Genomic DNA, 26979 nt, shown 5'->3' on the forward strand with positions numbered 1-26979 from the left:
GGAAGCCTTGGTTACTTCCAGTTCTCCTGCTTATAGGCAATGGTGTAGTTCTCCGCCTCGGTGTTCTCTTTCAGCGTATGGCCCGTAATCGTGTTCGCGCTCTTGCCGACCACCGTCTGGCTGCCTTCAACCGTTACGCTCGCCAGGCCTTCTTCGCCGACAAACGCACCCTTTGTAATCTTGTATGTATTCTTGGTCAGTGCGGTTCCGTCATACTCCTTCGTCGCACTGTCCGCAGTCAGTTCAATCTCCACGGGATTGATCGTCAGCGTGCCGGCCTCGGCCGTAATCACGTAGTTCTCGGTCACGTCCGTATCGCCGTGCATGATCTTGTAGCCCGCAGCAATCGGGTTGTTCCCTTCTGCTGTGTCTGCCACATTCGTTGCACTGCCCGTCGCGGTCGCTACCAGCTCATCGCCTTCCAGCAGTTCGCCGCTCGTTACCGTCACTTCCGTGTTCGTCAGGGCGTTGCCGTTATAGGTCTGTTCGCCATCCCCTGCCGTGATTGTGATCTCCACGGAAGCCTTGGTTACTTCCAGTTCTCCCTGCTTATAGGCAATGGTGTAGTTCTCCGCCTCGGTGTTCTCTTTCAGCGTATGGCCCGTAATCGTGTTCGCGCTCTTGCCGACCACCGTCTGGCTGCCTTCAACCGTTACGCTCGCCAGGCCTTCTTCGCCGACAAACGCGCCCTTTGTAATCTTGTATGTATTCTTGGTCAGTGCGGTTCCGTCATACTCCTTCGTCGCACTGTCCGCAGTCAGTTCAATCTCCACGGGATTGATCGTCAGCGTGCCGGCCTCGGCCGTAATCACGTAGTTCTCGGTCACGTCCGTATCGCCGTGCATGATCTTGTAGCCCGCAGCAATCGGGTTGTTCCCTTCTGCTGTGTCTGCCACATTCGTTGCACTGCCCGTCGCGGTCGCTACCAGCTCATCGCCTTCCAGCAGTTCGCCGCTCGTTACCGTCACTTCCGTGTTCGTCAGGGCGTTGCCGTTATAGGTCTGTTCGCCATCCCCTGCCGTGATTGTGATCTCCACGGAAGCCTTGGTTACTTCCAGTTCTCCCTGCTTATAGGCAATGGTGTAGTTCTCCGCCTCGGTGTTCTCTTTCAGCGTATGGCCCGTAATCGTGTTCGCGCTCTTGCCGACCACCGTCTGGCTGCCTTCAACCGTTACGCTCGCCAGGCCTTCTTCGCCGACAAACGCACCCTTTGTAATCTTGTATGTATTCTTGGTCAGTGCGGTTCCGTCATACTCCTTCGTCGCACTGTCCGCAGTCAGTTCAATCTCCACGGGATTGATCGTCAGCGTGCCGGCCTCGGCCGTAATCACGTAGTTCTCGGTCACGTCCGTATCGCCGTGCATGATCTTGTAGCCCGCAGCAATCGGGTTGTTCCCTTCTGCTGTGTCTGCCACATTCGTTGCACTGCCCGTCGCGGTCGCTACCAGCTCATCGCCTTCCAGCAGTTCGCCGCTCGTTACCGTCACTTCCGTGTTCGTCAGGGCGTTGCCGTTATAGGTCTGTTCGCCATCCCCTGCCGTGATTGTGATCTCCACGGAAGCCTTGGTTACTTCCAGTTCTCCCTGCTTATAGGCAATGGTGTAGTTCTCCGCCTCGGTGTTCTCTTTCAGCGTATGGCCCGTAATCGTGTTCGCGCTCTTGCCGACCACCGTCTGGCCGCCTTCAACCGTTACGCTCGCCAGGCCTTCTTCGCCGACAAACGCGCCCTTTGTAATCTTGTATGTATTCTTGGTCAGTGCGGTTCCGTCATACTCCTTCGTCGCACTGTCCGCAGTCAGTTCAATCTCCACGGGATTGATCGTCAGCGTGCCGGCCTCGGTCGTAATCACGTAGTTCTCGGTCACGTCCGTATCGCCGTGCATGATCTTGTAGCCCGCAGCAATCGGGTTGTTCCCTTCTGCTGTGTCTGCCACATTCGTTGCACTGCCCGTCGCGGTCGCTACCAGCTCATCGCCTTCCAGCAGTTCGCCGCTCGTTACCGTCACTTCCGTGTTCGTCAGGGCGTTGCCGTTATAGGTCTGTTCGCCATCCCCTGCCGTGATTGTGATCTCCACGGAAGCCTTGGTTACTTCCAGTTCTCCCTGCTTATAGGCAATGGTGTAGTTCTCCGCCTCGGTGTTCTCTTTCAGCGTATGGCCCGTAATCGTGTTCGCGCTCTTGCCGACCACCGTCTGGCTGCCTTCAACCGTTACGCTCGCCAGGCCTTCTTCGCCGACAAACGCACCCTTTGTAATCTTGTATGTATTCTTGGTCAGTGCGGTTCCGTCATACTCCTTCGTCGCACTGTCCGCAGTCAGTTCAATCTCCACGGGATTGATCGTCAGCGTGCCGGCCTCGGTCGTAATCACGTAGTTCTCGGTCACGTCCGTATCGCCGTGCATGATCTTGTAGCCCGCAAAGCAATCGGGTTGTTCCTTCTGCTGTGTCTGCCACATTCGTTGCACTGCCCGTCGCGGTCGCTACCAGCTCATCGCCTTCCAGCAGTTCGCCGCTCGTTACCGTCACTTCCGTGTTCGTCAGGGCGTTGCCGTTATAGGTCTGTTCGCCATCCCCTGCCGTGATTGTGATCTCCACGGAAGCCTTGGTTACTTCCAGTTCTCCCTGCTTATAGGCAATGGTGTAGTTCTCCGCCTCGGTGTTCTCTTTCAGCGTATGGCCCGTAATCGTGTTCGCGCTCTTGCCGACCACCGTCTGGTCGCCTTCAACCGTTACGCTCGCCAGGCCTTCTTCGCCGACAAACGCGCCCTTTGTAATCTTGTATGTATTCTTGGTCAGTGCGGTTCCGTCATACTCCTTCGTCGCACTGTCCGCAGTCAGTTCAATCTCCACGGGATTGATCGTCAGCGTGCCGGCCTCGGTCGTAATCACGTAGTTCTCGGTCACGTCCGTATCGCCGTGCATGATCTTGTAGCCCGCAGCAATCGGGTTGTTCCCTTCTGCTGTGTCTGCCACATTCGTTGCACTGCCCGTCGCGGTCGCTACCAGCTCATCGCCTTCCAGCAGTTCGCCGCTCGTTACCGTCACTTCCGTGTTCGTCAGGGCGTTGCCGTTATAGGTCTGTTCGCCATCCCCTGCCGTGATTGTGATCTCCACGGAAGCCTTGGTTACTTCCAGTTCTCCCTGCTTATAGGCAATGGTGTAGTTCTCCGCCTCGGTGTTCTCTTTCAGCGTATGGCCCGTAATCGTGTTCGCGCTCTTGCCGACCACCGTCTGGCTGCCTTCAACCGTTACGCTCGCCAGGCCTTCTTCGCCGACAAACGCACCCTTTGTAATCTTGTATGTATTCTTGGTCAGTGCGGTTCCGTCATACTCCTTCGTCGCACTGTCCGCAGTCAGTTCAATCTCCACGGGATTGATCGTCAGCGTGCCGGCCTCGGTCGTAATCACGTAGTTCTCGGTCACGTCCGTATCGCCGTGCATGATCTTGTAGCCCGCAGCAATCGGGTTGTTCCCTTCTGCTGTGTCTGCCACATTCGTTGCACTGCCCGTCGCGGTCGCTACCAGCTCATCGCCTTCCAGCAGTTCGCCGCTCGTTACCGTCACTTCCGTGTTCGTCAGGGCGTTGCCGTTATAGGTCTGTTCGCCATCCCCTGCCGTGATTGTGATCTCCACGGAAGCCTTGGTTACTTCCAGTTCTCCCTGCTTATAGGCAATGGTGTAGTTCTCCGCCTCGGTGTTCTCTTTCAGCGTATGGCCCGTAATCGTGTTCGCGCTCTTGCCGACCACCGTCTGGCTGGCTTCAACCGTTACGCTCGCCAGGCCTTCTTCGCCGACAAACGCGCCCTTTGTAATCTTGTATGTATTCTTGGTCAGTGCGGTTCCGTCATACTCCTTCGTCGCACTGTCCGCAGTCAGTTCAATCTCCACGGGATTGATCGTCAGCGTGCCGGCCTCGGTCGTAATCACGTAGTTCTCGGTCACGTCCGTATCGCCGTGCATGATCTTGTAGCCCGCAGCAATCGGGTTGTTCCCTTCTGCTGTGTCTGCCACATTCGTTGCACTGCCCGTCGCGGTCGCTACCAGCTCATCGCCTTCCAGCAGTTCGCCGCTCGTTACCGTCACTTCCGTGTTCGTCAGGGCGTTGCCGTTATAGGTCTGTTCGCCATCCCCTGCCGTGATTGTGATCTCCACGGAAGCCTTGGTTACTTCCAGTTCTCCCTGCTTATAGGCAATGGTGTAGTTCTCCGCCTCGGTGTTCTCTTTCAGCGTATGGCCCGTAATCGTGTTCGCGCTCTTGCCGACCACCGTCTGGTTGCCTTCAACCGTTACGCTCGCCAGGCCTTCTTCGCCGACAAACGCACCCTTTGTAATCTTGTATGTATTCTTGGTCAGTGCGGTTCCGTCATACTCCTTCGTCGCACTGTCCGCAGTCAGTTCAATCTCCACGGGATTGATCGTCAGCGTGCCGGCCTCGGTCGTAATCACGTAGTTCTCGGTCACGTCCGTATCGCCGTGCATGATCTTGTAGCCCGCAAAGCAATCGGGTTGTTCCCTTCTGCTGTGTCTGCCACATTCGTTGCACTGCCCGTCGCGGTCGCTACCAGCTCATCGCCTTCCAGCAGTTCGCCGCTCGTTACCGTCACTTCCGTGTTCGTCAGGGCGTTGCCGTTATAGGTCTGTTCGCCATCCCCTGCCGTGATTGTGATCTCCACGGAAGCCTTGGTTACTTCCAGTTCTCCCTGCTTATAGGCAATGGTGTAGTTCTCCGCCTCGGTGTTCTCTTTCAGCGTATGGCCCGTAATCGTGTTCGCGCTCTTGCCGACCACCGTCTGGCTGCCTTCAACCGTTACGCTCGCCAGGCCTTCTTCGCCGACAAACGCGCCCTTTGTAATCTTGTATGTATTCTTGGTCAGTGCGGTTCCGTCATACTCCTTCGTCGCACTGTCCGCAGTCAGTTCAATCTCCACGGGATTGATCGTCAGTCCGCCTGCATTAGTTGTGATTTCATAATTAGAAGTAACATTTGTTCCGTTCCGAGAGATAGATATGGTTGCCTCATCAAAAGAGCCATTGGTATAAATACTGGCATCTGTTCCGAAAGAAGGCTCATATCCTGTAACCTCCAACACGTCGCCTTCTGCTAGACCTGTAATTGTATACTCGTCCATATCGATTGGTGATCCAGTACCAGTTACTGTTTCTGGTGCTGCATAACCATTCTGTTCAGATCCATTATAGGTGGTTGTCTTATTTTTAATTGTGATACTCAGTGTTGCGTCGTTTATCGTCAGTATACCAAGGTTGTCTATAATACTATAATTTTTCGCCTTGGCAGTATACTCATTTTCACCTGCCCAAGTGATGATATAGCTGTTTAGACTGTTACCAACCTCGGTCTGAGATCCTGTAATCTCAAGCCCATAGGTTTCGCCTTCAACGATTCCATCAACAGTATATCCATCCTCTTTGGTCAGCGCAGTTCCATCATATACCTTCGTAGCACTTCCTGTTGTAATCGTCACAGGCTTCGGCTTGATTTCCAGGCGCCCTGGACGAACATACAGATTGACACTGTAATTGTCATTCTGCGGAAGATCAGCAAGCGTCAGTACATTTTCAAAATAGGTATAATCACCGGCATCAGCTTCTGCAATGCCATAATACTTATGACCGCCGGCTGTTGCATCGTATGTTGCTTTTCCTACGACTGTAGCCCAGATATCATTAAGGTATTGTGTTTTATACCCATCATGAGAGATGATTACATACTCATCAATGCTCTTGTTGTTTGTAAAACCGGCCTTCCTTACAGTTCCGTCATAAACGTTTCCTGTCCAGCGGTCAGGTTCCACGCGGACAGTGACATTGATCTTTGTCACTTCCAATGTGCCGCTGATATAACGGATCTGATAATAATTTTCACTTGCCCCGCTGATTGTCGCGTTCTCGGGAGTGACTGTAGCCACACCGGCATTCTCGCGTCCATCGCCCTCTGCATTGTCTGCACCGGAATAAGTATATCCGATGCTTGCCAACGTATGTCCTTTATCACTCAAAAGGCCTTCTATGGTCACCTGGTCACTAATGGTGGAAGCAATCTTCAAAGCTGTTCCATCATATGGTTTAATCCTGTTCACTGCTGTGATGGTCAGCTTCTTCTGATAAAACAGGGTGAAGATCAGTCCATTATTCGCGATCTCTGTCGTGATCTTATAAGTGGATCCGGCATCGTCGCCATTATAATTGGTTCCTACAACCGCTTTATTGAGCGCCCATCCGGTAATAGGCGTCCGGCTCAGGGTATAGGTCTTACCGATCTTCAGGATCTGAGTGTCTTCGTCAGCGATCGCGTTGCCGTCCATGTCGACAAAGCGGACCGTGACCGTAGCGCTCTTGAACTTGGAATAGTAGAAGTAGAAACTGTTCTGTTCGGCAGTTGCGGTCAGGGTCAGCGTCTTCTCGACCTCATCCGGGAAGAACTCATATCCTTCGAATTCCGGATGTGCCGCTATAAGCGAATCGTAATCCACAGCCGCTGCCAACTCAATTACGGAAGCCGTATCGCCGGGAACATTTTCAACTGTTTTCGCTGCTGCAACAGCAATATCTTCATCAGGGTAGTCATTCGGATCCAGGATATAATAGACCTTATAGCTGGTCGTCTCCGCTTTCTCACTGTAGACGAAAACCAACACGTTTTTGGAAATGTCATCGGAAAGTTTCAGGGTTTGGCTGGCATCCTGCGGCCGATAACCCGCGACTGCGATCGCCTGTTCTGTAATGTTCTGATCAACCGTCAAATTCGGATTGGAAACATTCTTGTCGTCCGCAACCGGATTGCCTTCTTCATCGACATAGCGGACTGTATAACTCAGCGTTGCTTTTGTCCAGTGAGCATACACTGTGGTGTCTTCAGTGATCTGGGTGTTCCAGTCGAAGAGGGTATCACCGTCCGCCGTGGAATACCAGCCATCGAAAGTATAACCCTCTTTGGTCGGGCTGGTCGTCGGCGCGCTTGCCCTCTTGTATTTCTCAACCGTCTGACTGTCCGACATCTCGGTTGACGGATTGTCTCCATCCACAAAGCTGACCGTATAGGACGGAGCGGTCCACTTCGCGTAAAGCACAACATTGGTAGCCGGCATAGTGGAGAATGTATATTGGGCAGTCAAACCGGAATTGGAATACCAGCCTCCGAAAGTATAGTCACTGTCAACTCCGCACTGGGCGGCAGTGGGCGTCCAGACGTACGGCGCCTTGTTGATGTTGGCGTCAAATTTGATGTTTTCTATTGTGTCCAGATTCGTACTGCCGTAGAAGTAGTCAATCTGGAAAGTGTCCCTGTTATAGTAGAAATCATATTGGGTAACATTCTGCGCTCCGGAGTTGCCATGATCATACGTGTAACCGGCAATTTCTTTTGCGCCCAGGTTGCCACCGGATGACGTATACGTCTGGCTGTATTCCTCAGACTTGGTATAGCCATCATCATCCGCATTCTGGAGCCAGTAATTGACTGTATATGTGTATGCATTACCAGTCCATTGGGCTGTATACGTAATGGATGTTCCGCTGTTGGGCAGCATCTCAGGCGTCACAATCGTGCGTTTTGTCACATAACGGCTCTGCTCCTGCGGATTATACCAACCGTTAAAGGAAACATTATTCCAAACCGGCCACCAGTTGGTACCAGAGTTATACCTGCCAGTCACGTTTCCAGGCCACGCTGAAGAAATGTCTTGTCCCAGCTTGACTGTAATAGTATAGTTCAATGTTCCCGTGCCGGTAACATTTTTGCCGGTCAGCGTAGCTTCAACGTTGTAAGTATACCATTGGGTATATGTACCTCCATTGAAGATAAAAGTGTACTCCCTCAGCTTATAATACACATACAGGACAGACGATCCGTCTGCAGCAATCTCCACGCTGGAAGAGGCATTCTGTGTATCGTCTTTGACCCATCCAGCTTTGGTCTTATCCGGGATGGTTCCATCTGTGGCATAGACAGTTTCACCTACTGTGCCACTTCCGGTTTCGGAATTTTCATATACAAAGCTAGATGCCGTACCGGCGTCATTGTACTTCTCGAACAAATAGACGATCGAGTAGTTGACTGTATCGCCGGTCCACTTCGCGTACAGGGTTGTGTTTTCTTCAATAGTAACCGTAGATCCTGCAGATTGTGTCAGATCGGCGTCTATATACCAACCGGCAAAGGTATAGCCGGTACGCGTCGGGACAGTGGAAGAAACTGCTGCTTCAGTGCCGTATGGTACTGTTGCGCCGCCCACATAACTGCCGCCGTTGGTTTCATAGGTCAGCTGGTATTGTTTACGAGTGTAATATACTTTCAGTTCCTGTCCTTCAGCCTGGTTAATGATCGTTCCTTCAGCCAGTTCAAGGGTCGCATAATCATAGGTGTTGACAGAAGGCGTAACATAACTGTTCAGGACGCCATAGATATGTTTCCGTTCAATCTCGCTGTATCCGTCCCCTTCCAGATCCTTAAGCATGTATACAAAGTCATATTCCGCTGTATACTTTACATACTTGATCCGAACCGTACACTCATTGTCATCATTAAAGTCGTCTTCTTCAACTGTTACAGTGGGTGTTTCAGGATAATAGATCGGAGCCCCTGGCACTTCATCCGGGTCTGTCTGCGTACTGGAGGGCGCTGTGATCGTGTAGGGTAATTGTCCTGCTTCCACCTGAAGGAGATCTGTATTGAAAATAACTTCGACTCCTCTGTTATTCAGGTAATAATATTCAGCAGTGATATCATAGATCGTTACCGTGCGGAACTTAGCTACAACCACCATATCGCCGTTGACAACGGTGTCGGCGGTCACTTCTGTGTCAGTGCCCTTAATAACCCACTTTTCGAAGGCTTTACCCGCCACGAAAGGATCCTGGGGCATCGTAGCGATGGCTTCGCCTCCCGTGCGGAAGAACTGAGACAACCGTTCCTGTTCTTCTCCACCATTCTCAACAATAAAGGTGACGGAGAACATATCAATAAATTGTGCGTCAAGAACGAGATCAGAGGTAACCTCTTCGCCTCCGACATATTCTGTTTCATCGACATACCAGCCTTCAAACTGCTTGCCTTCAATTACAGGGTCAGCAGGCAAAATCAGTTCGTCACCTATATAATATGTACCGGTCTGGTAAACATCGTCACCTGTCTTAAATGTAACGGTAAATACATTTTGGTCATATGCTGCCCAGACAGCTGTATCTTCGCTAACAGCCACCTGATTGTTATAATCTTCGTTAGTATTAGTCTTTTTATCGTAGTAGACCCATTTGCCAGTATACCCGGCCTTTTCGGGTACAGCAGGAAGGTCATTGACGCAGTAGTGGGTATCCGCATCAACGGTCCTTATTGTTACAGTCTCAGTTTTATCCGCATTTGTATAGAATGTGATGGTATAAGTAATCCTTTTATAACCAGCAACAATATCCAGATCATTCCCGACAACATAATCACTGGTCACTTGTTCGCCTGCGCTCCACTCAGCACTCTGGCCGGTTTGAGTTGCAATACCTATCCCCCAATAGCCATCTTTATAATCATCACGAGCCGGAACAGCAGGAAGATCTCCGATTGCTTCACCGTCAGGGACCTGTTTGGTTTCAATCACGTCTCCGTTATGGTTCCGGAAGCGGACTTCCCAACCGTACTTGGGCACGAATTCCATGTCAGAAGTAGGTCTATACTGTGTCGAGAACCATACCCCAACAGCTTCGCAGTACCAGCCTATGAATTGCTGGCCTTCCGGCGCCGGATCAGGATCAGGAGCTGGATTATTGATCATATTGCCCGCCGGGACAAAATTATCACCTGCGGGTATATCCTTAAATGAGATATGGTAGGTCCCAGCACCTGCGCGCAACGGTTGGCTGGTGATGCGGCCTTCGCCTGCCGCGAATGCGCCTGCCGGAATCATCTGGAAGATCATCATCAGGGACATGACAATCGCCAGAAGCCTTTTCTTCATGCTGTAGTACTCGTTATTCATTACCCGCATCCTCCTTGGATGTTTCGACGTCTCTATACGGTTTTACCCGGGGCGATTTTCCCGTCCCGGGATAGCATGTTGATTCCTGGTCAATAGTAGTAGACTGACAGGCGCCAATCCCAACTCATACTTTCCGCCGACGCGCTGAACGTATACGAATCCTCACACGCACCGCTGACATCCAGGAAGCCGGCTCCGTCATGCTTGTCGCATTCCCATTGATACCTGATCTCAAATCCGTCAAAGCCTTCAATCCGGCTGGTCAGGGTCACAGGCTCCCCAACACGGACTGTTTTCCTGCGGGAGGTAAAGATCGTCACCTTCATGTTGGCCGTGGGATCTTCCGCTTCTTCCTCAGCAGGAACTTCTTCCCCTGTTCCATCAGGTTCTTCTTCTATGGGCTTTTCCTCTGCAACGTCATCTGTTGGCAGCAGATAGGAACGAATATCCTCGATGAAGATATATCCTTCTGTTTCGCCGACAATGACCTTCACCCAATCATCTTCAACCTCAATCACTACGATTTCGGTATCCTTTTCCACATCCGCAATGATGGGAGACATACCGTCCGCTGCTTCACGAAGGCTTACGATCTCCTGGTCCGGATCGGTCAGGACAATCCTGGTATATTCATCCAGCCCGAGAGGCGTTTCATACTCTTCGAGTTCCTCAAGGCTTGGGGTTTTCACGTTTTCAGTTTTTTCAACTTTGGGTTCTTCTGCAGCATTCTTCTTCTCAATAGGCTCATTTATGATTATTTCTTCTCTGGCAGGCTCTTCTCCTGCAGGATCCTCGTCTTCAGTCTCTTCAGCCTCGGGTTCTTCTGCTTCGGATTCCTCAACTGCAGGTTCCTGGATTTCGGGTTCTTCTGCCACAGGCTCTTCGACTTCGGATTCCTCGATCGCAGGTTCCTCGACTACGGGCTCTTCAGCTTCAGGCTCTTCAGCTTCAGACTCCTCGGCTGCAGGCTCCTGGACTGCGTGTTCCTCAGCCACAGGCTCTTTGGCTTCGGCTTCCTCTGCTGCAGGTTCCTCAACTTCAGGCTCTTCAGCTTCAGACTCCTCGACTGCAGGCTCCTGGGCTTCGGATTCTTCTGCCACAGGCTCTTCGACTGCCGATTCCTCGATCACAGGTTCCTCGACTTCGGGTTCTTCTGCTTTGGGCTCCTCAACTGCAGGTTCATCGGCTTCGGTTTCCAGTTCGGGAACAATATAGTTCAGGAGCGAAGTGGTTCCGTCTTCCAGGCGGAAACGGATTTCCTTGCCGATCAGTTCGCTTCCGGGCACAATCAGGAGCGTCTGGGAATCGATTTCAATCCGGGTCCACTTTTCGTCGGCCTGGCCGGGATTTTTCATTTCCCAAATGACACTTCCGACAAGCTTCGGTTCTACCACAGCCGTCAGGAAAATCTTCCCGTCCCGTTGGGCCGCGGCAATACGGGCAGTATACGTTACTTTTTCTTCTTCCGGTTCAGCGGCAGGCCCTTCAGCGGGATTTTCCGTAACTTCTTCCGCTGGTTCGGTTTCCTGGACAAATTCTGCCACCGGAGCCAGGTCCGTGGGCGTGGCAACACTGTCCTCTGCCAGAATAGATACAGGCAGCAGGCCCGCGATCATCACAAGTACGCAGGTGATTGCTGTCCACTGTTTCAAAGTCTTTTTCATCGTTCTTCCTCCCATGCCGGTAAACTTGAATTTATCGTCAAATTCGTCCTTTATACGCTTTTGCATGTATAATATAGTACATTCAGTCCATCAGTTGTCCAACTAAATACAGTCAAATTCAACGTTTCAACCCTCTTTGGGGTAATTTTTTTGGCTTTTCCGAAAAAAAGTCAAAAACCTTACATTTCGTCTTTATTATATGCATAAATAGTTGCACAGATTGTTACATACATCTTGATGCACATTGTTTTTGCAGAAAAATTATGCATAAAATTGTTATTTTTTATTTTTGAGTAACTTAAATTCTGCTCTTAAGGGCTTTTCTCTGACTTGCAAACGAAATCCGTTTTGTGTTGTTTCTTCTTGTAAATACTAGCCGCCGGCTCCATTTATGGCGCCGGCGGCGGGTACATGTGGATTGGAATTTCGGTTACATGGCTCGTGTTTTTCATTCTTTCTGAATTGCTGCTCCGATGAACCCCAGGAAGAGGGGATGGGGGCGGTTCGGGCGGCTCTTGAATTCGGGGTGGAACTGAACGCCGATGAAGAAGTCTTCGCTTGGGATTTCAACAGTCTCCACCAGGCGGCCGTCCGGGGAAAGTCCGGAGAGACAGAGGCCGGCGGCCTGGAGGGTATCCCGGTATTCGTTGGCGAATTCGTAGCGGTGGCGGTGGCGCTCGCTGATTTCTTCCTTTTTGTAGAAGCCGGCGATTTTCGTATCAGGGCGGAGGATGCACGGGTATTTGCCCAGGCGCAGGGTACCGCCCTTGTCGATCTCGTCGTTCTGGCCCGGCATGAAGTTGATCACCTGGTAGGAAGAGGTTTCATCAAACTCATGGGAGTTTGCGCCAGAGAGGTGTGCGCAGTTCCGGGCGTACTCGATCACGGCAATCTGCATGCCCAGGCAGATGCCGAAGTATGGGAGATGGTGCTCCCGGGCATATTGGGCAGTGAGGATCATGCCCTCGATGCCGCGGCCGCCGAATCCGCCGGGGACGATCACGCCATGGAGGGGCGCCATTGTGCTTTTTATGTTTTCTTTTGTGAGTGTTTCGGAATCGATCCAGGTGATTTCCACCCGGGCGTCCAGCGCGTATCCGGCATGGCGGAGCGCCTCCGCCACGGACAGGTAGGCGTCATGCAGCTGGACGTATTTCCCCACCAGGCCGATCTTTACCGTCTTGTTCTGGTGGCGGACGCGCTCCACCATCTCCCGCCAGTCCTTCAGGTCCGGCTGCGGGGCGTCAATATGCAGCTCCCGGCAGACAATTCCGGAGAGGTGGGCTTCCTCGAGCATGAGGGGAGCCGCATAGAGGATCGGGAGCGTGACGTTCTCGATCACGCAGTCGGGTTTGACGTTGCAGAAGTGGGCGATCTTGGTGAAGATCGATCCGTCGGTAATCTTCTCGTCCACCCGCAGGACGATAATGTTCGGGTTGATGCCCATTCCCTGCAGTTCCTTGACGGAGTGCTGGGTGGGTTTGGATTTGTGCTCCCCGCTGGCCTTCAGGTACGGGACGAGGGTCACGTGGACGTACAGGGAGTTCTCCCTTCCGACCTCCAGGCCTACCTGGCGGATGGCTTCGATGAACGGCTGGCTTTCAATGTCGCCGATCGTGCCGCCGATTTCGGTGATCACCACATCCGCGTCCGTCTTTTCGCCGACGCGGTAGATGAAACGCTTGATTTCATCCGTGATATGCGGAATCGTCTGCACGGTGCTGCCCAGGTAGCCGCCTTCCCGCTCCTTCCGGATCACGTTGGAGTAGACCTTGCCGGTGGTCAGGTTGGAATACTTGTTCAGGTCCTCGTCAATAAACCGCTCATAATGGCCCAGGTCTAGGTCGGTTTCCGCGCCGTCCTCGGTCACGTACACCTCGCCGTGCTGGTAGGGGCTCATCGTCCCGGGGTCCACATTGATATACGGGTCCAGTTTCTGGGCCGCAACCTTCAGGCCCCGGGCCTTCAGCAGGCGCCCCAGGGATGCCGCCGTAATTCCCTTTCCCAGTCCGGATACCACACCGCCGGTTACAAAGATATACTTCGTCATACTGCTCTCCTCCGCATCATCGGTCCGCGCCATTGCTTTCCGCCCAAAAAATAAAAACAAAAAGAAAGGGCAAGAGCGCCGTTTGCACGGCGCCCTTGCCTTGTTGGGGATATCTTACACCCGGGCCGCGGGCATGTCAATATTCCGCATGCATTCCCGCTGTACTGGTTTGGATTGGGTTTGTTGGGGTTGTTGCCGTTGTTGTCGCTGCTGTTGTTGTTTTTGTCTTTGGCTGTTATTTCAGGGATTCCAGCAGGCGGTACATGCGTTCCGCGGCGGTCCTGGTCTCGTCGGCGTGGCCGAAGGCGGACAGGCGGAAGAAACCTTCCCCGCAGGGGCCGAAGCCTTCCCCGGGGGTGCCCACCACCTGGATGTCGTTCAGCATCCGGTCGAAGAATTCCCAGCTGCCCATGCCTTTGGGGCAGCGCATCCAGACGTAGGGCGCGTTCTTCCCGCCCCAGTATTCGATACCGGCTTTGTCCAGCGCGTCCATGAGGACCCGGGCATTGTTCTTGTAATAGTGGATATTCTTTTTGATCTGCTCCTGGCCTTCCGGGGTGAATACGGCAGTGCCGCCCTTCTGGATAATGTAGGAAACGCCGTTCGTTTTCGTGGTGCGGTTGCGCACCCACATCGCGTTCAGGTTCATGCCGCCGCGCTCCAGGTCCAGGGGGATCACGGTGTAGCCCAGGCGGGTGCCGGTGAATCCGGCGGTCTTGGACAGGGAGCAGATCTCAATCGCGCAGGTGCGTGCGCCCTCGATTTCAAAAATGCTGTGGGGCAGGCGGTCATCCTCGATGAACGCTTCGTATGCCGCATCAAAGAGGATTACCGCGCCGCAGGCATTGGCCCAGTCCACCCATTTCTTCAGTTGTTCCCGGGAGTAGACGGCGCCGGTGGGGTTGTTCGGGGAGCACAGGTAAATCAGGTCGGCGTCCGGATTTTCCTCCGGGGTCGGCAGGAAACCGTTCTCCGGTCCGGCGGACAGCGTGGTGATCCTCCGCCCGGCCATGATGTTCGCGTCCAGGTAGGCGGGATACGCCGGCTCCATGATGCAGGCGGCCGATTCACGGCTGAACAGGTCCAGGATATCGCCCAGCTCATCGCTCGCGCCGCTGGAGACAAACACCTCCGCCGTCTGCAGGGAGATGCCCCGACCGGCGTAGTAGTTTGCCACCGCTTCCCGGAAGAAGGGCATGCCGGGTTCCGGCGTATAGCCCTGGAAGCGCTCCGCACTTCCCTGGTCGTCCGCCGCTTCGTGCAGGGCTTTCACCGCCGCGTCGCACAGCGGCAGGGATACGTCCCCGATGCCGAGCCGGTACACCGGTTCGCCGGGATGGGCTTCCTTGTATGCCTTCACCTTCTGGCCGATCCGGTAGAAAAGGTAGGATTCCTTCAGCTTCGCGTAGTTGTCGTTGACCTTGATCATCCTGGTAGTCTCCTTGGTTTTTCCTTTTGGGGATTTTGGGGATGTTATTCCACCGTTACGCTCTTGGCCAGGTTCCGGGGCTTGTCCACGTCCAGGCCGCGGTTGACGCTGGTGTAGTAGCCAAGCAGCTGCAGCGGCACCACCGCGAGGGACGCGGTGAAGTGCTCGTCCGTCTTCGGGATGTAGACGGTGAAGTTCGCGGTATCCTCGACGGAGAAGTTGCCGTTGGTGGTCACGCCCATCAGGAAAGCGCCGCGGCTCTTGCACTCCACCATGTTGGACACGGTCTTCTCGTACAGGCCGGACTGGGTCAGCACACCGATGACCAGCGTGTTGTTTTCGATCAGGGAGATCGTGCCGTGCTTCAGCTCGCCGGCTGCATAGGCTTCGGAATGGATATAGCTGATTTCCTTCATCTTCAGGCTGCCTTCCAAGCTGATCGCGTAGTCCAGCCCGCGGCCGATGAAGAAGATATCATGGGCGTTGGCGATCTTGGAGGAGAACCACTGCAGGCGTTCCTTCTCGTCCAGCACCCGGCGGATCTTCTCCGGCAGGGTCAGCATTTCCCCGGTGTAGCGCGTGTATTCCTCATCCGTAATCTCCCCGCGGACGCCGGCCATGTGGATGGCCAGCGCATAGGCCGCCACCAGCTGGGCGCTGTAGGCCTTGGTGGTCGCGACGGCAATCTCCGGGCCGGCCATGGTGTAGAGTACATGGTCCGCCTCCCGGGCGATGGTGGAGCCGATTACGTTCACGATGGCCAGGGTCTTCGCGCCGCGCTCCTTCGCCACGCGCAGCGCGGCCAGGCTGTCCGCCGTCTCGCCGGACTGGGAGATGACGATTACCAGCGTGTTTGCCACCATCGGGGCGTTTCTGTATCTGAATTCGGATGCAAGTTCCACCCGAACCGGTATTTTGGCGATATCTTCGATGACATATTGGGCAGCCATCCCCACATGCCAGGCAGATCCGCATGCGACGATATCCACCTGCGGGATGGCTTTGATCTCCTCGTCCGTCAGTCCTGCCGCGCTCAGGTCGATCCGCCCGTCGTGAATCAGGGAGCTGAGGGTATCGCGGACGGCTTCCGGCTGCTCGTGGATCTCCTTGAGCATGAAGTGCTCGTATCCGCCCTTCTCCGCCGCGGCCGCGTCCCAGGTGATCTCCGTCAGCGGAAGCTCCACCTCGTCGCCGTTCAGGTCGTAGAAGCGGATCTGCCCGGGGGAGATCCGCGCGGCCTGCAGGTTGTCGATGTAGTACACGCTGCGGGTGAACTTCAGGATGGCCGGAACGTCCGAGGCCAGGTATGCCTCATCGTCCGAGGCGCCGATGATCAGGGGAGAATCCTTGCGGGCGGCGAAGATCTCATCCGGGTAGTCCTTGAACATCAGGGCCAGGGCATAGCTTCCGCGCACCCGGACCATGGTCCGGGTAATCGCGTCAATCGGCCCGATCTTATATTTTTTATAGTAGTAGTCCACCAGCTTCACCACCACCTCGGTGTCGGTGTCGCTGTAGAAGGAGTATCCGTGCCGGAGGAGTTTTTCCTTCAGCTCGATATAGTTTTCGATAATCCCGTTGTGGACGCCGGCCACGTCAGATTCCACCGCACCGCAGGCGGAGCCCGTGCAGTTGCCGCTCACATGCGGGTGCGCATTGGTCATGCTCGGATCCCCGTGGGTCGCCCAGCGGGTATGGCCGATTCCGCAGCAGCCCGGCAGGGCGCGTCCCTGGTCCGTCTTGTCCGCCAGGTGGTACAGCTTGCCCGTGGCCTTCACAATCTCCGCCAGTTCCGAGCCGTTCCGCACCGCCAGTCCCGCGGAATCATACCCGCGGTATTCCAGCTTTTCCAGTCCTTCCAGGAGAATCGGGGCGGCCTGCCGCCTTCCGGTATATCCTACGATTCCGCACATATTCCCAGCTCCTTTGCACGCCGCGCGGTTTTTCTTTTATACTATATACTATTATGCACGATTTAAATATTCAAGATATTCATCCGAAATAATCATCCGGAAATCCCTGATTCGCTCCGCAAAGTGTTCCAGGATCGCTTCGGCCTTTCGGGATCCGGTCGCCTGCACATGCATCTGCAGCAGGCGCCGCAGCTCGCCTTCCCGCTCCGCGGAGACAGGATACACGTGCGCATGGCCGTTGTTCATGCGCTTTTCCAGCATGCCGTCCTCATCCAGCACCCAGGCGATGCCGCCGCTCATGCCCGCGGCGAAGTTGTCGCCCACCGGGCCGAGCACGGCCACCCGGCCGCCGGTCATGTACTCGCATCCGTGGTCGCCCACGCCTTCAACGACCGCCCAGGCGCCGCTGTTGCGCACCGCGAAGCGCTCGCCGGCTCTTCCGGCGATGAAGGTATATCCGCTGGTCGCGCCATACAGCGCCACGTTGCCGATCAGGATATCCTCCGGCTTCCACACGCTGTCCGCCGACGGGCACACCGCCAGCGTTCCGCCGGACAGGCCCTTGCCCAGGTAGTCATTGGAGGTTCCGTACAGGGTAATCTTCTGTCCCTCCGGCAGGAAGGCGCCGAAGGACTGGCCGCCGCAGCCCTGTGCCTGGATCGTCCGTTCGCCCTTCAGCATCGTGCCGAAGGCCCGGTCGGTGGTGGACAGGTGGACGTGGTCCTGGTACAGCCGCGCGTCCGCGCGCTCGGCAAGATGGAAGTCGTGCTTCGCTTCCGGCCGCATATGCGTGTTCCGGGCAAAACCCACCAGGGCGGAAAGGTCCGCCGGCGTCCCGGGCTTCTGGGCCAGCAGGTCGCTCCGGCCCACCAGCTCGTCCACGGTCCGCGCGCCGAGCTTCGCCATGATCTTCCGCATATCCTCCGCGATATACAGCATGAACCGTTCCACATATTCCGGTTTCCCGATAAAGCGCTTGCGCAGCTCCGGGTTCTGCGTCGCAATGCCGAACGGGCAGGTGCCCAGCTGGCATACACGCATCATCCGGCATCCCATGGTCACCAGCGGCGCCGTCGCGAAGCCGAACTGCTCCGCGCCCAGCAGCAGCGCGACCATCACGTCATGGCCGGTCATCAGCTTTCCGTCGGTTTCCAGGGTCACCTTCTGACGCAGCCGGTTCCGGCACAGCACCTGGTGGGCTTCCGCCAGGCCGATCTCCCAGGGCAGGCCCGCGTGGTGCACGCTGCTCAGCGGCGCCGCGCCGGTGCCGCCCTCGCCGCCGGAAATCAGGATGCCGCCGGCGCCGGCCTTCGCCACGCCGCTGGCAATCGTGCCCACCCCGGTGGTGGAGACGAGCTTCACGGTCACCTTCGCCTGCTCGTTGGCGCACTGCAGGTCGTAAATCAGCTCCGCGAGGTCTTCAATGGAATAGATGTCATGGTGCGGAGGCGGGGAGATCAGGGAGATTCCCGGGGTCGAGCAGCGGGTCTTCGCCACGCTCTCTGTCACCTTCGCGCCGGGCAGGTGTCCGCCCTCACCGGGTTTCGCGCCCTGCGCCATCTTGATCTGGATTTCCTTCGCGCTCAGCAGGTATTCCCGCGTCACGCCGAACCGTCCGCTGGCCACCTGCTTGATGGCAGAGTTCAGCTCCGTGCCGAAGCGCTCGGGCAGTTCGCCGCCCTCGCCGCTGTTGGAGCGCCCGCCCAGGCGGTTCATCGCGCGGGCCAGGCACTCATGGGCTTCCTGCGAGATGGAGCCGTAGCTCATCGCGCCGGTGCGGAAGCGCTTCACAATCTCTCTTGCGCTTTCCACCTCGTCCAGCGGGATCTCCCGGCACATGTCATACCGGAAGGTCAGCATGGACCGGATCGTCCGCGGGCCCTCGTTTTCCACCCGCGCGGCATATATTTCAAATGTTTCCGGGCTGTCCGTCCACACCGCCTGCTGCAGCAGGTGGATCGTCTCCGGGCTGTACAGGTGCTCCTCGGTGCCTTCCCCGCCGCGCAGGCGGTGGCTGCCGACGGCCGGCAGGCCGTCGATGGATCCGCCGTACGCCGCCTGGTGGTGGTACCGGCTGTCCTCTTCGGTTTTGTTCAGGTCCGTGCCGCCCAGCACGCACGGGGTATTCGTAAAGTAGGTGTCCACATACGCCTCGTCCAGGCCCACCGCCTCAAACAGCTGCGCGCTCTGGTACGCCTGCAGGGTGGAAACGCCCATCTTCGAGGCAATCTTCAGCACGCCGGCAGTCAGCGCCTTGTTGTACCGGCGCACCGCCTCTTCCGGTTCAAAGTGCACCTGTCCGGCTTCGCACAGGGCACGCACGCACTCGTGCGCCAGGTACGGGTTCACCGCCCGTGCGCCGTAGGCCACCAGCAGCGCCAGCTGGTGCACGTCCCGCGGCTCGCCGCTTTCCAGCACCACTGATACCGCCGTCCGCTTCTTCACGCGGATCAGGTGCTGTTCCAGCCCGGATACCGCCAGCAGGGACGGGATCGCCAGGTGCTCCGCGTCCACGCCCCGGTCGGACAGGATCAGGATATTCATCCCGTCCGCGCAGGCCCGGTCGCATTCCGCGAAGAACCCGGCCAGCGCGTCCCGGAGTTTTTCTTTCTTATTATATAAAAGGGAAATGGTCCGCACCCGGAAGTCCGGGCTGTCAATCGTGCGGATCCGTTCCAGTTCCTCCTCTGTCAGCACCGGAGAAGGCAGTTCCAGCACCGTGCAGTTGTCCGCCCCGGCGTCCAGCAGGTTGCCGTCGTCGCCGATGTACACGGAGCAGTCGGTCTTGATCTCCTCCCGCAGCGCGTCAATCGGCGGGTTGGTCACCTGCGCGAAGCGCTGGCGGAAATAGTCATACAGCGGCGGGTGCGTCTTCGACAGCGCCGCCACCGGTACATCCGCGCCCATGGAGCCGATCGGTTCGGCGGCGTTTTCGGCCATCGGGAGAATGATATCCCGCAGGTCTTCCCACGTATACCGGAAGGCACGGCACAGCCGCGTGCGCTCTTCAGCGCTGCGCGCCTCCGCTTTTCCTGTCTGCTCCGGCAGGTCTTCCAGGCGGATCAGCTTCTTCATCCATTCGCCGTATGGGTGCTGCCCGGCATAGAAGGTCTTCAACTCTTTGCTTTCCCGCAGTTTGCCGCTGGCAAGATCCGCCTCCAGCACTTCGCCGCCGGTCAGCTTCCACCGGCGCACGATATGCGCGCTTTCCTCCGGCAGCACGCCCGCCTCGGAGGAAAGGATCAGCCGCCGGTCATCCGTCAGCGCGCAGCGCAGCGGGCGCAGGCCGTTCCGGTCCAGGGACGCGCATACGCGCTCACCGTCGGAGTACAGGATGGCCGCCGGGCCGTCCCAGGGTTCCATCATCGTGGCATAGTAGCGGTAGAGGTCCCTCCACGGGCTCTCCTCCCGCTGGTGCTGCCAGGGCTCCGGCAGCAGGATCATGCCCGCCAGCGGAAGCGGGAAGCCGTTCATCGCCAGGAACTCCAGAGTGTTGTCCAGCATCTGGCTGTCGCTTCCGTCGTCCGAAACCACCGGAAGCACCCGGCGCATTTCCCCGCCCATCACGGCGGAGCGCATGGTTTCTTCGCGGGCCTTCATGCGGTCATGGTTGCCGCGGATCGTATTGATTTCGCCGTTGTGCAGCAGCATCCGCTGGGGATGCGCCTTGCTCCAGCTCGGGAACGTATTGGTCGAGAACCGGGAATGCACCATGGCCATCCGGCTCGTATAGCGCACGTCCTGCAGGTCGTCATAAAAGGAACGAAGCTGGTTCACCAGCATCATTCCCTTGTAGACAATGGTCCGTGCGCTCAGGGAGCAGATATACGTGTCCGTATTCTGTTTTTCAAATGTCCTCCGCAGGACATAGAGATGCCGTTCAAAGTCCGCGCCGGCGTAAATGCCCGCCGGACGGCGCAAAAAGCACTGCCGGATCCGCGGCATGGTCCGCCGCGCGCCGGCGCCCAGCTGGGCCGGGTGGCAGGGCACGTCGCGCCAGCCGGCAGCCGGGATTCCTTCCGCCGCCGTCAGCTGTTCAAAGATCGCGCAGGCTTCCTGCATGCCGGTTTCATCCTCCGGCAGGAAGAACATGCCGACGCCGTAGTCGCCGGCCTTCCCCAGCGGGATGCCTTCCTCCTGCGCCCACGCCGCGAACAGCGTGTGCGGGAGTTCCGTCATGATGCCGACGCCGTCCCCGGTCGTTCCGGGCGCGTCGCTGCCGGCACGGTGGGCCAGGCGCTCCACGATGGCGAGCGCCTGCTCCACGGTGCGGTGGGTATATTTACCTTCCAGGTCCGCCACGGCGCCCACGCCGCAGCTGTCGTGTTCCAATTCTTCCCGGTACAGCGGAAATTGCCGGTCCCGCATGGCTGCTTTCGCCTCCCTGCTTCCGCCGAGAGCGAAAGCAACTGTGATCTTTTTCAAAGCCGAGCAGGAATCATCCCAGGCTCCGGATGATCTTTTCCGCGTATTCCGTCATTTTCATTCCGTGGTCCATCGCGAACCTTTGCAATGTCCGGTGCGCTTCGGCTTCACTGATTCCGTGCCGCCGCATCAGCAGCTCCTTTGCCTGCTCCACGATCTGTTTGTCCGCCCCGGTCCGTTTCGGCATCCGCATCCGGTGCATCTGGGTCAGCATTTCCACTGATCCAATCACCGTCTGCCCCGAAACCGGCAGGGCCAGCCTGAATATTTCCGGTGATTCGCATTCCTCCAGCACGGGTTCCCGGGCAATCAGCAGGATATGCACCCGGTCGCCGTAATCCCATACCAGGTCATCCGGCCTGCAGTCGGCCATCCGGCCCGCCAGGATCAGCAGGCCGTCCTCCGTCTCGTTCAGTGCGCGCCGGAGCTCGCCGGCGTTGCTGCAGATCCTGAATACCGGGTGTCCGGAGGAAGCGAGCAGCCGTGACAGCTGCTCCCGGCTCTGCTCTGTGCTGCCCGCAATGATGATGCGTGCCACTGGCTTCACCCCGCTTCATTTATATGTCTCCGAACTCTCGTATCCGGGCAGGTTCCTCCCGCCCGTCTGCTCAGTACATGACCAGGTACCGGTCAATCTCCCACTTGCTTACATGGGTGCGGTACGCGTCCCATTCCTTCTTCTTGCCTTCCACGTACTGGCTCAGCACATGCTCGCCCAGCGTCGCGCAGATAACTTCATCCTTCTGCAGGCATTCCACCGCTTCGATCAGCGTGCCGGGCAGGGACTGGATTCCCTTGGCCTCGCGGGTCGCCGCGTCCATGGCGAAGATGTTCTCGGTCGTTTCTTCCGGCGGGGTCATGCCCTTTTCGATGCCGTCCAGGCCGGCCGCCAGGCAGACCGCCATGTTCAGGTAGGGGTTGGTGCTCGGATCCGGGCAGCGCAGCTCCACGCGGGTTCCGTTTCCGCGGGCGGCGGGAATCCGGATCAGGGCGCTGCGGTTGCTGGCGCTCCATGCCATGTAGCAGGGGGCTTCATAGCCGGGAACCAGCCGCTTGTAACTGTTCACCAGCGGGTTGGTCACCGCCGCCATGCCGCGGATATGCGCCAGGATGCCGGCGATGAAAGCGTAGGCTTCCTTGCTCAGGCCGCGCTTGTCGGAAGGATCGGCAAAGACGTTCTTTCCGTCCTTGAACAGGCTCATGTTGGTGTGCATGCCGCTTCCGTTGATGCCGAACACGGGCTTGGGCATGAACGTCGCATGCATGCCGTTCTTCTGGGCCAGCGTCTTCACCGCCAGCTTGAATGTCATAATGTTGTCCGCCGCGGTCAGCGCGTCGGTATACCGGAAGTCAATCTCGTGCTGGCCGGCTGCCACTTCGTGGTGGCTGGCTTCAATTTCAAAGCCCATCCGTTCCAGCGCCATGCAGATCTCGCGCCGGGTGCCTTCGCCGTGGTCCAGCGGTCCGAGGTCGAAGTATCCGGCTTCGTCGGACGTCGTGGTCGTGGGCTTGCCCTGCTCGTCCGTCTGGAAGAGGAAGAACTCCATCTCCGGACCGACGTTGAAGGAATATCCCATCTTCGCGGCCTTTTCCAGCACGCCCTTCAGCACGTTCCGGGGATCGCCCGCGAAGGGGGATCCGTCGGGGTTGTGCACGTCGCAGATCATCCGGGCCACTTTGCCCTGCTGCGGCCGCCACGGCAGGATCGCGAAGGTGTCCAGGTCCGGATAGAGGTACTGGTCGCTTTCATTGATCCGCACGAAGCCTTCGATGGAACTGCCGTCAATCATGATCTGGTTGTTCACAGCCTTCTCAATCTGGCTGGCGGTGATCGCCACGTTCTTCAGCTGGCCGAAAATATCGGTGAACTGCATCCGGATGAACTCCACGTCATCCTCCCGCACCATGCGGATGATATCTTCCTTGCTGTACTTGCTCATATCCGGGGCCTCCTTTACGAAATAAAAAGCGGCAGGGGTGTGTTCACCGCAGCACCCTTGCCTTGATGGGCGAATATTATCACCGGATCCCGGCCGTGTCAATAGTCCCGATTGTATTCCCGCTGTTTTCTTCCGCCGGGCGATCCGAAAGTCCGGATTGTATTTCCCCTGTATCCCCGGTTGACAAGCCGGAAAACCGGTGCTAAAATCCGTCCCAATTTAATACATCAAAGCGTTGCGGAAGAAAAGTACCCGGAACCCGCGGCATCCCAGAGAGCGGCGCGCATGGTGAGAGCGCTGTATGGGCGGTCCGGCGAAGAACCCTTCCAAGCCCAAACTGAACGTAACCGGAAACGGTTATCAGTAGGAGCGGCGTGACTGGCGGCACGTTATCCCCGCCGGGGCTTGTCAGAGCCCTGCAAGAGAAGCAAATCAGGTGGCACCACGGAGAGGCGGCCTTCGTCCTGAAATATATCAGAACGATAGCCGACCCTGTCAGGAGGTGCTTTTTCTATGTGTTCCATCTTTGGCGTAACCGGTAAAAAATTCCCGGCGGACCTGCTTCAGACATGCTTCAACCGCACGATCTCCCGCGGCCCGGACATGAGCCGCTTCGAGCCCTACGGCCCGGAGGACGATCCCCGTGGTTACCTGGGCTTCCACCGCCTGGCCATCATGGGCCTGAACGAGCGCGGCATGCAACCCTTCCGCCTCGGCGATGACATGGTGGTCTGCAACGGAGAGCTCTACGGCTTCCGTCCCCTGCGCGAACGGCTCATGGAAACGTACCCGATCCGGGGCGAGTCCGACTGCGAGATCCTCCTTCCCCTTTATCATGAATACGGGGTGGAGATGTTCAAAACCCTGGATGCGGAATTCGCGCTCATCCTGTATGACAGCCAGAAGGACCAGCTGATCGCCGCCCGCGACCCCATCGGCATCCGGCCCCTGTACTACGGGCGCTTTGCCGGCGGCGAGTGGGCCTTTGCCAGCGAGCCGAAAAACCTCGTCGGCCTGTGCGATGAGATCCTGCCCTTCCCGCCCGGACACTACTGGATGGGTGGGGAATTCATCCGTTACGCGGATCCCGCGTATGTCGGATACTTCACCATGAAAACCGAAGAGGAGGTCTGTCCGAAGCTGCGCCGCCTGCTGATCGACGGGGTGGAAAAGCGGCTGGACGCGGATGCGCCCGTCGGTTTCCTGCTCTCCGGCGGCCTGGATTCCTCCCTGGTCTGCGCCATCGCCCGGAAAACGCTCGGCAAGCCGATCCGCACCTTCGCCATCGGCATGGATGTGGACGCCATCGACCTGAAGTACGCCCGCATGGTGGCCGATTACATCGGCAGCGACCATACGGAGGTCATTATTTCGGAAAAGGACGTGCTGGAAGCCCTGCCCACCGTGGTGGAGCTGCTCGGCACCTGGGATATCACCACCATCCGCGCGTCCATCGGCATGTACCTGGTCTGCAAATGGATCCATGAGAACACCGATGTCCGCGTGCTGCTCACCGGCGAGATTTCCGATGAGCTCTTCGGCTACAAATACACGGACTTCGCGCCCTCCGCCGCTGCCTTCCAGGAGGAGGCGGAAAAGCGCATCCGCGAGCTGCACGTCTATGACGTTCTCCGCGCCGACCGGTGCATTTCGTACAACAGCCTGGAGGCACGCGTTCCCTTCGGCGACCTGAAGTTCGTCCGCTACGCGATGAGCATCGATCCCGAGCTGAAGATGAACCGCCACGATATGGGCAAATACCTCATCCGCAAAGCCTTCGCGGATGACCATATCCTGCCGGACGCGATCCTCTGGCGGCAGAAGGCCGCCTTCTCCGATGCCGTCGGCCACAGCATGGTGGACGACCTCAAGGCACACGCGGAGCAGAAGTATACCGATGAGGAATTCCGCCGGAAAGCCGCGCAGTATGATTACTGCCCGCCCTTCACCAAGGAGAGCCTCCTCTACCGTGAATTGTTCGAGAAATTCTATCCCGGCCAGGCCCGCATGATCCCGGATTACTGGATGCCCAACAAAACCTGGCCCGGGTGCAATGTGGATGATCCATCCGCCCGCGTGCTGAGCAACTACGGTGCCAGCGCGGTGTAATCCCGCTGTTCCGCAGGACACGTATATCAGCTTTCGGCTGTTTCATCGCCGCGTTCCGCACGGAACGCGGCCTGTTTTTTCCGCCAGGAAATATACCGGGCGAAGCAGCTGATGCCCGCCAACATCCACGTGATCCCCGCGGTCAGCCAGATGGACATCACGCCGGCCGATGTGAAATTGATCAGCAGCAGCGGAAGCCCCACGCGTCCGGCAATCTCCACGATGCCGTTGATAAACGCGAAGAATGCGTCCCCGACGCCGTTCAGCACGCCGCGCGTGGCGTAGATCAGCCCCAGGAAAACATAGAACCAGCTGGTCGTCCGCAGGGCTGCGCGCCCGAGGTCGATCACCTCTGTCTCGCTCACAAACATGTTCACCAGGTTTCCGCCGAAGAACCGCATCATCAGCAGCATAACCCCGGCCAGTGCCGCGCTGGCCAGCGCGCTGTCGCGGAAGCCGCTGCGGATCCGCCCGGTTTTCCCGGCGCCCATGTTCTGCCCGCAGTAGGTGCTCAGCGCCATGCTCAGCGACCCGAAGGGCTGCTGCACCAGCTGTTCCAGCCGGTTGGTCGCGGTATATGCCGCCACGGCCACCGGCCCGAAGGTGTTCACCACGCGCTGCAGCGCCGTGGTGGAAATCGCGATCAGGCTCCACTGCAGCGCCAGCGGCAGGCCCAGTTTCACCGAACTGCTGATGATCTTCCGGTCCGGCTTCAGCATCTCGCGGCCCAGCCGGAAATAGGGATTCCGGCGGAACGCGTACAACAGCGAGCCGAACCCGGCCAGCAGCTGGGAAACCATCGTCGCAAGCGCCGCGCCGAATACGCCCAGGCCCAGGCTGCCCACAAACAGCAGGTCCAGGCATACGTTCAGCAGGCAGGAAACCACCAGGAAGATCAGCGGCGTCCGGCTGTCGCCCAGCGCCCGCTGCATGGAAGACGAGTAGTTGTAGATCGCGATCAGCGGGACCGACGCGGAGGTCATCCGCATATAGGTGATGGAATCCGGCAGGATCTCCTGCGGTGTTCCCATCCAGCCGAGCACCGTCGGCACCATGGAAAACGCGAGTCCCCCGGTCAGCAGCGAAGCGCCGATCATGATATACGCGGAGTTCGCGATCGCCCGCTGTACCATGTCGTGTTCCCGGGCTCCGAAGTACCGGGCAGTGATGATCCCGCAGCCCCCGCTGATTCCGTTGAAAATCGAGAAGAACAAAAAAGAAATCGAACCCGTTGCGCCCACCGCCGCCAGGGCATTCGCGCCCAGCAGCTGGCCGACGATCATCGAGTCCGCCATATTGTATGCCTGTTGGAATATATTGCCGATCAGGAGGGGCAGCGCAAATTTGGCCAGGAGCAGCAGCGGTGCTCCCTCGGTCATGTCCATGGTAACGGATCTGCGCGTCCTCATGAGAATCCTCCCCGCCGGTTTTTCTCCCGGCGGGGAGATCATAAACCCTTGAGT

11 protein-coding genes are annotated in these 26979 nt (G+C 57.2%); 1 reads left to right on the forward strand and 10 read right to left on the reverse strand.

Annotated elements, in window-relative coordinates:
* Nucleotides 1-11: 11 nt before the first annotated feature.
* The 9 genes from JNO48_05395 to glnA all read right to left on the reverse strand — a co-directional run bounded on the left by JNO48_05395 (nt 12) and on the right by glnA (nt 23407).
* Nucleotides 12-2456: a hypothetical protein gene (locus JNO48_05395; protein ID QTE69335.1), complete on the reverse strand. Its 2445-nt coding sequence runs from the start codon at nt 2454-2456 to the stop codon at nt 12-14.
* A gap of 2001 nt (nt 2457-4457) precedes the next feature.
* On the reverse strand, nt 4458-9986 hold the full coding sequence (locus JNO48_05400) for an InlB B-repeat-containing protein (GenBank protein QTE69336.1): 5529 nt from the start codon (nt 9984-9986) through the stop codon (nt 4458-4460).
* Between the two features lie 89 nt (nt 9987-10075).
* The gene (locus JNO48_05405) at nt 10076-11650 is read right to left on the reverse strand and encodes a hypothetical protein (protein QTE69337.1); all 1575 of its coding nucleotides are present in this window, start codon (nt 11648-11650) and stop codon (nt 10076-10078) included.
* Between the two features lie 448 nt (nt 11651-12098).
* A complete protein-coding gene (locus JNO48_05410; GenBank protein QTE69338.1) occupies nt 12099-13700 on the reverse strand; it encodes a CTP synthase in 1602 nt (533 codons plus the stop codon).
* Nucleotides 13701-13935: 235 nt separating this feature from the next.
* Nucleotides 13936-15129 (reverse strand): LL-diaminopimelate aminotransferase, encoded by a 1194-nt coding sequence (locus JNO48_05415; protein ID QTE69339.1) that lies wholly within the window; start codon nt 15127-15129, stop codon nt 13936-13938.
* A gap of 44 nt (nt 15130-15173) precedes the next feature.
* Nucleotides 15174-17042 (reverse strand): glutamine--fructose-6-phosphate transaminase (isomerizing), encoded by a 1869-nt coding sequence (gene glmS, locus JNO48_05420; protein QTE69340.1) that lies wholly within the window; start codon nt 17040-17042, stop codon nt 15174-15176.
* A gap of 51 nt (nt 17043-17093) precedes the next feature.
* Nucleotides 17094-21410, reverse strand: a complete 4317-nt coding sequence (gltB, locus tag JNO48_05425; GenBank protein QTE69341.2) for a glutamate synthase large subunit — start codon at nt 21408-21410, stop codon at nt 17094-17096.
* Nucleotides 21411-21480: 70 nt separating this feature from the next.
* A complete protein-coding gene (locus JNO48_05430; protein QTE69342.1) occupies nt 21481-22005 on the reverse strand; it encodes an ANTAR domain-containing protein in 525 nt (174 codons plus the stop codon).
* A 70-nt stretch (nt 22006-22075) separates the two neighbouring features.
* The gene (gene glnA, locus JNO48_05435; GenBank protein QTE69343.1) at nt 22076-23407 is read right to left on the reverse strand and encodes a type I glutamate--ammonia ligase; all 1332 of its coding nucleotides are present in this window, start codon (nt 23405-23407) and stop codon (nt 22076-22078) included.
* Nucleotides 23408-23920: 513 nt separating this feature from the next.
* On the opposite strand from glnA, the gene asnB reads away from it, so the two are divergent.
* Nucleotides 23921-25516, forward strand: coding sequence for an asparagine synthase B (gene asnB, locus JNO48_05440; protein ID QTE69344.1), 1596 nt, complete (start codon nt 23921-23923; stop codon nt 25514-25516).
* A gap of 26 nt (nt 25517-25542) precedes the next feature.
* On the opposite strand, the gene JNO48_05445 is transcribed toward asnB, so the two are convergent.
* Entirely contained in the window at nt 25543-26925 is a 1383-nt protein-coding gene (locus JNO48_05445) for an MATE family efflux transporter (protein ID QTE69345.1), read from the reverse strand.
* Nucleotides 26926-26979: the final 54 nt, after the last annotated feature.

This window comes from Clostridiales bacterium, assembly GCA_017569285.1.
GTDB lineage: Bacteria > Bacillota > Clostridia > Christensenellales > Aristaeellaceae > Aristaeella.